4 protein-coding genes and 1 pseudogene are annotated in these 4,124 nt (G+C 76.6%); all 5 read left to right on the top strand.

Annotation, left to right across the window (positions count from 1 at the left end; translation table 11 throughout):
* Positions 1 to 193: pseudogene (locus GTW67_RS09390) on the top strand (alpha/beta hydrolase); the annotation flags it as partial.
* A gap of 170 nt (positions 194 to 363) precedes the next feature.
* On the top strand, positions 364 to 1,353 hold the full coding sequence (locus GTW67_RS09385) for an alpha/beta hydrolase (protein ID WP_161164347.1): 990 nt from the start codon (positions 364 to 366) through the stop codon (positions 1,351 to 1,353).
* Entirely contained in the window at positions 1,346 to 2,554 is a 1,209-nt protein-coding gene (locus tag GTW67_RS09380; protein ID WP_161164346.1) for an acyltransferase family protein, read from the top strand. The genes GTW67_RS09385 and GTW67_RS09380 overlap by 8 nt, the downstream gene beginning before the upstream one ends.
* Positions 2,547 to 3,929 (top strand): sensor histidine kinase, encoded by a 1,383-nt coding sequence (locus tag GTW67_RS09375; RefSeq protein WP_524539762.1) that lies wholly within the window; start codon positions 2,547 to 2,549, stop codon positions 3,927 to 3,929. Before GTW67_RS09380 ends, GTW67_RS09375 begins: the two co-directional genes overlap by 8 nt.
* The coding region (locus tag GTW67_RS09370) for a response regulator transcription factor (RefSeq protein ID WP_161164345.1) at positions 3,926 to 4,124 on the top strand (199 nt) is incomplete at its 3' end. The genes GTW67_RS09375 and GTW67_RS09370, both read left to right, overlap by 4 nt.

Here is a 4,124-nt window from a genome sequence, read left to right as displayed (position 1 = left end):
TACCGTCGTCCAGGGACGGGCCGACGTGGACGTCCCGCAGGCGGTCGCCGAGGCGTACGCCGACGCGGCGGCGCGGGCCGGGGAGATGGTGGGCGTGACGCTGCTGGAGGACGTCGGCCACTTCCCGCTGATCGACCCGGCGGCGGACGCGTGCGCGGTGGTGGCGGAGGAGATCGCCCAGCTGGCGTGGTGAGCGGCCCGGCGAGCGCCGCCCGCTCCCGGGAAGGCGCCCCCTGTCACCCCCGTAGTACCTGAGAGCTACCCCGCGGGTGAGCTCTCCGGCGGGACGCCGGTTACCCCCGCCGGTCCATAACTTCCTTCCCAGGCAAGCCCGATGAGCGGGCGAGCGGGAGGGGAGCGGCCATGGGGCCCGGTACGGCGGTACGTCGGCGTCGGCGCGCGGGGAGAGCACGCAGGGCCGTACTGGCGGCACTCGTCGCCGGTGCCGTCGCGTTCCCCCTCTCCGGCGCCGCGCGACCCGAGATCCCCGCACCGCCGCCCGCCGTCCTCGCCGCGCCGACGGCGGACACGCTGGCGGCGACGTACGCCGCCAACCGGGCCAACGCGGCCGAGGCGGCCCGGATGGCCGGCGACCACGGCGACCGCCACCGCGCCGCCGCCGACCGCTCGCTGGCCGGCCCCTCCCGGCAACTGCTCGCCTTCGACGGCCGGGGCGCCGGTCTGGTCACGGAGGTCCTGGGCGACCTGGCCCACGCCGACCGCGTCGCCGTCCTGGTCCCCGGCTCCGACACCGGCCTCGACACCTACGGCCGGTTCCGCGCCGCCGCCCTCGCCCTGCACCGGCAGCTCCTCGCGCAGGCCCCGGACGGCACCCGCACGGCGGTCGTGGCCTGGCTCGGCTACCGGACGCCCGGCACCGTCAGCACCACGGTCGCCACGACCGGCCGCGCCGACGAGGCCGCCCCGAGGCTGCGCGCCCTGGTCGACGACCTGCGCGGCGTCACCGGCCCCCGCACCCGGGTGGCCGTGCTGTGCCACTCCTACGGCTCGGTCGTCTGCGCCCGTGCCGCCGCCGGCCTGGACGTCGCCGACATCGCCCTGGTCGGCAGCCCCGGCACCGGCGCCGACTCCGCCGCCGGCCTGGGCGCGAGCGCCCGGATCTGGGCGGCGCGGGGCGTCGGCGACTGGGTGGAGCACGTCCCGCACCTGAGCGCCGGCCTCTTCGGCACGACCCTCGGCTTCGGCACCGACCCGGTCTCCCCGGCCTACGGCGCCCGGGTCTTCGACGCCGGCGACGGCGGCCACAGCGACTACTTCGACGCGGGCTCCCTCTCCCTGACGAACCTGGCCCGGATCGCCCTGGGCGAGACCACGGAGGTGACCCATGACTGACGTGACTCCGGCGCACCCGCGCGGCGCCCTGCGTGCCGCCGCCGCCCGCGTCGACGCGGCGACTCCCGCGTCCAGGGACCGCGCCGTCGACGGCCTGCGCGCCCTCGCCGTCCTCGGCGTCGTCCTCGGCCACTGGCTGGTGACGGCCCTCGTCGCCGACGGCGGCCGCCTGCGCACCGCCAGCCCCCTCCAGCACCTGCCCGGGCTGACCCCGGTCTCCTGGGCCTTCCAGACCCTCGCCGTGTTCTTCCTGGTCGGCGGGCACGTGGCCACCCGCGGCTGGGCCGCGGCCCGCGACCGGGGCACACCGTACCGGCGGTGGCTGGCCGCCCGGCTGGGCCGGCTGTTCCGGCCGGTCGTGGCCGTCCTCGCCCTGTGGACGGTGACAGCGGCCCTGCTGTTGCTGACCGGCGCCGACCACGGGACGGTGCGCACGCTGGTCAAACTGGCCCTGTCCCCGCTGTGGTTCCTGCTGGTCTTCGCCGCGCTGACCGCGGCGACGCCGCTCCTGGCCCGGCTGCACCCGCTGTGGCCGCTGGCCGTCGTCCTCCACGTCGACCTGCTGCGCTTCGGCCTCGGCGGCCCGTCCTGGCTCGGCTGGACCAACCTCGCCGCGGGCTGGGCGGTGCCGTACACCCTCGGCGCCGCCTGGACACGCGGCGAACTGGAGCGCCGCAGGGCGGGCTGGGTCCTGCTCACCGGCGGTACGGCGGCGACCGCGGCGCTCGTCGCCTGGGCGGGCTACCCGGCGTCCATGGTCGGCGTCCCGGGCGCCGCCGTCTCCAACCTGAACCCGCCGACGCTGGCCGCCGTCACCTTCGGCCTGGCGCAGTGCGGCCTCGCCCTGCTGCTGCGGGAGCGGCTGCGCCGCGCGCTGCGGCGGCCGGTGGCCTGGGCGGCGGTGGCGCTGGTCAACCTCTTCGCGATGACGGTCTTCCTGTGGCACCAGACGGCCCTGATGGCGACCACCGCCACCGGCCTCCTCGCGGGCCGCCTGCCCGGACTGCACACGCTCCCCGACGGACCGGACTGGGTCGCCGCCCGCCTGCTCTGGCTGCCGGTGTTCGCCCTGTTCCTCGGCCTGTGCTGGGCGGCGTTCCACACCTTCGAGCGCGGCGACGGCCGGCGCCGCCGCTCACGCGTCGTCCGCACCCACCACCCGCGGACCCGGGCGACGACGAAGGGAGCACGGCATGTCTAGGCTGGGCGGCGTGAAGCCAGGGGGGAACGCGCGTGCGACCGGCACACGCTGGTGGGGGATGCTGCGCGACGACCTGTGGACGGCGCGGGTCGATCCGCTGCCGCCGTCGACGTGGCTGCGCTGGCTGCCGCACGGGATCGTCTTCCTGGCCGCGCTCGGCGTGCTGCTCGGCGACGCGGCCCAGCTCGCGGACAACGGCGGACTCGACCCGGGGCTCGCCTTCCTGATCGCCCTCGGCCAGAGCGGCGCGATGATCCTCGCCCTGTGGCGGCCGGTCCCGGCGTGGTGGCTGTCCCTGGCCGCCATGCTGGTGACGGCGACGGCGGTGCGCGCCGCGATGGTGGACGGGCACAAGTTCACCTGGCCCTGGACGGCGGCCGGGCTCATCGCGCACCTGTTCGTCCTGCTCCTGCTCGGCCTGCGGGTCCGCACCCGGGTGTCCCTGGAGGCACTGGGCCTGACGGCGCTCGTCACCTATGTCGTCCAGGGCCTGCTGGGCGCGCGCGACTACCAGCCGACCGGCCTGGTCGCCGTCATCCTCTTCGCGGTGGCCGTCGTGCTCGCCATCGCCCTGCGCGGCCGCCGCGAGGCCCGCTCCCAACTGCGGGAGCAGACCTCCCTCACCGTCGAGGAACGCGCCCGGCGCACCCTCCTGGAGGAGCGCAGCCGCATCGCGCGCGAGCTGCACGACGTCGTCGCCCACCACATGTCCGTCATCTCCATCCAGGCCCAGGTCGCCCCCCACCTCGTGGAGAACCCGCCGGACGAGCTGAAGGAGAACCTCGCGGGCATCCGGCAGAACGCGCTGGAGGCCCTGACCGAACTGCGCCGCGTCCTCGGCGTACTGCGCTCCGAGGACCCCGGCACCCCGGGCGCGGCACCCGACCGTGACGGCACCGCCCCGCACGCCCCGCAGCCCACGCTCGACCGGCTCGACGCGCTGGTGGAGAACACCCGGGCCGCCGGACTGACCGTGACCGTCGAGCACTCCGGCCGGCGCCGGCCGCTGCCGCCCGGCGTGGAGCTGTCGGCGTACCGGATCGTGCAGGAGGCCCTCAGCAACGTCCTGCGGCACGCGCCGGGTGCCACCGCCCGGGTCCACCTCACGCATCTCCCGGCCGGGCTGCGCGTCGACGTCGCCAACACCCCGCCCACGCGGGCCCCGGCGCCGTCGCAGGGGGCGGGGCACGGGCTGCTCGGCATGCGGGAGCGGGTGGCGATGCTCGACGGGAGGCTGAGGGCCGAGCGGCTGCCGGACGGCGGCTACCGGGTGACGGCGTTCCTGCCGGCCGACGACCCCGACCGGCCCCCCGACCCCTCCACCGACGGCCCCGACCCCCTCACCGACCACTCCCTCGAGGACGACACCCCATGACGACCGGCAACGACGGCCGCGTGATCCGCGTACTGATCGCCGACGACCAGCAGATGGTCCGGCAGGGCTTCACCGTGCTGCTCAACACCCAGCCCGGCATCGAGGTGATCGGGCAGGCCGTCGACGGCCTGGACGCCGTGGCCAAGGTCGCCGAACTCGCCCCGGACGTCGTCCTGATGGACATCCGCATGCCCG

Origin of the sequence: Streptomyces sp. SID5910 (assembly GCF_009862125.1) — a bacterium.
Classification (GTDB): Bacteria; Actinomycetota; Actinomycetes; order Streptomycetales; family Streptomycetaceae; genus Streptomyces.
This window is presented reverse-complemented; position numbering and strand designations above follow the sequence as displayed.

Excerpts from the sequence above, each read along its gene's own strand:
- GTW67_RS09375 (WP_524539762.1), top strand. The coding sequence starts at position 2,547 with ATGTCTAGGCTGGGCGGCGTGAAGCCAGGGGGGAACGCGCGTGCGACC.
- GTW67_RS09380 (WP_161164346.1), top strand. The coding sequence starts at position 1,346 with ATGACTGACGTGACTCCGGCGCACCCGCGCGGCGCCCTGCGTGCCGCC.
- GTW67_RS09385 (WP_161164347.1), top strand. The coding sequence starts at position 364 with ATGGGGCCCGGTACGGCGGTACGTCGGCGTCGGCGCGCGGGGAGAGCA.